Source organism: Paenibacillus sp. 1-18 (genome assembly GCF_000520755.1).
GTDB lineage: Bacteria > Bacillota > Bacilli > Paenibacillales > Paenibacillaceae > Paenibacillus > Paenibacillus brasilensis.
Window position 1 is genome coordinate 1 of the sequence record NZ_ASSB01000334.1, and the last position, 2,125, is coordinate 2,125.

2 protein-coding genes are annotated in these 2,125 nt (G+C 48.6%); both read right to left on the bottom strand.

The genetic code is table 11. The features are described 5' to 3' along the window. Positions 1-630 (bottom strand): SDR family NAD(P)-dependent oxidoreductase (locus tag L693_RS0121780; RefSeq protein WP_025719951.1); only part of this gene is annotated, 630 nt, incomplete at its 3' end. A gap of 771 nt (positions 631-1,401) precedes the next feature. Continuing rightward, positions 1,402-1,824, bottom strand: coding sequence for a transposase (locus L693_RS0121790; RefSeq protein WP_331281101.1), 423 nt, complete (start codon positions 1,822-1,824; stop codon positions 1,402-1,404). Between the last annotated feature and the right edge of the window lie 301 nt (positions 1,825-2,125).

Here is a 2,125-nt window from a genome sequence, read left to right on the forward strand (position 1 = left end):
ATATTTTTGTCCGTCTGGATCACTCAAAGTTCCTTCATTCATCTCGGTGTTGATGATGCCGGGTTGGATAGAGTTGACCGTAATATTTCTGCTCCCCAACTGCTTGGCCAGCAGCAGTGTAAAGGTATTGATCGCTCCTTTTGTCATGCTGTAGGTGAAGACACCCGGGGAAGCTACCCGTGTCACGAAGGAAGAAATGTTGATGATGCGCCCGCCGTCCTTCAACCGCGGCAAAGCTTGCTGCATTACAAAAAACGGCGCTTTGACGTTAATCGTCATCACTTCGTCAAAAGTAGCTTCCGTCGCTTCTTCGAAAGTAAGAATTTGCCCGATTCCCGCGTTGTTGACCAAAATATCGAATCCGCCGCCGTCCCCGTGCTCTCGAATTGCTTCGTCCAGCGCCGCGATCAACTCGCGAATGCCGTCAGGCGTGCTCAAATTGGCGCCAATCGCACAGGCGTTTCCTCCGTTTTGGGCGATTTGTTGCACGACCGCTTCCGCTTCATGGCGGCGTTGACCGTAATGTACGGCGACAAAAGCGCCCTCCTGCGCCAGACGTAACGCGATGCTGCGCCCGATCCCCCGGCTGGCCCCCGTTACTAACGCTATTTTTCCTATCAATTTGCTCATCAGTACTCAGCTCCTTATTCTCTGTTTCTCTATAGTTGTAACATAGGAGCCGTTTTGAAATGTTGCTCTCTTATTGCTTCGGGTGACCGCACTGCCGTTCGCGTTAGCGTCGATCATGTTCGCGTTGTCCGTATCGACGACTGCTGCTGAAGAAGCGGAGCGTTCGTCTTTGTTCCCCGACTTCGACCTCCCTCCTTTACTGTCTTTCAGCCTGAATGCTGTACCGGCTAATTTTGACCATATAGGCCCGACGGGAATTACCCTTGGAAGCTCGAAAGGCGACCAAGATAGGGTCGCCTTCTTGCATAAGTTATGGGGTTAGTCCGCAAGATGCAGACTTCTTAACGATAGGAATCCACACTTCCATTTCATACATATTGTTGCCACGATCGTAAGTCATTTCAAATTCGGGCTGGGACAAGCGAGGTGATTGAAATTCTTGGCTTGCACATAAACGCGGAGACGTTAAGCTCCCTCAGAGAATAAGGATTTTCTCACAAATGCTCGCTCATTCGCAGGATTTCACGTGTTGTTTTAAATAGGAATTTAAATGAGTGGATAGTGTGGGCTAGACAGTTCCGTTTGAGCGCATGGGGGAACAGAAGGTGCTGACCAATTTTACAACATCTTCCATAAAAAGTTATGTAGCACGCCTCTCTCCACAAAGTCCTTGGGGATTCACTCTCCCAAATCTCGACGGGTCTATGCCCTCACATTCCTTCGTCCTATCTATCCAAGGTGTGGAGTCCGATCAACGTTAACGGAACGGGTCTAAGCCCTAAAGCGTAAAAATCTCGGTACTCCGTGCTTTCTTTGTAAAATCGCGAATGGTGGCTGGGCCTTATCCGTGGAGAATGTTTGTCCTTCTCTCGCCATGGCTACAAGGATTCGAGCCAGTTTCCCAATCAGCTTCATCATTGACTGCATTTTCGTCATTCGTTTCACTTCAATATTGTGTGCATGCATGGCTTGGAATGCCCCATTGAAAGATAACAGGTGAAACACCGTGAAGTACAAATGCTTACGCAGTAATGAGTTGCCTCGTTTGGTGAGCTTAATTTGTCCCTTATACTTGCCAGAACTTCGTTCTGCTAAGTTCAATCCTGCTTTTCGTAATAACTGTTTTCCGTGAGACAGCTTACGTAAGTCCCCTCCAAATGCTAATATGGCAGCCGTTTTAGCAAGATCGGTGATATGTCACTGCCTCCCCTCTGCCGACATTACTCGGTTTCATCGGTAGTACGCAGTGATCCGACTCCCTGTCCATCATTTGACATTCTCCCTTGTGATCGGTTGTTTGTCATACTTCTTTTCCGAAGAATGGGCAGGGTCTCCCAAGTTACTGTGAAGTCATTGTATAGCATGCCTGGCTCTTCGCCCCGGGAGAGCTCATTCATCCTCACCTTTAACGCATAAATGAGTGCTGTCTTCCGTACTTTCGAAAACGTCGACCTCTCCGTTTTACTCTTTTCGAGGCTCCATCACTTTCAGGCCT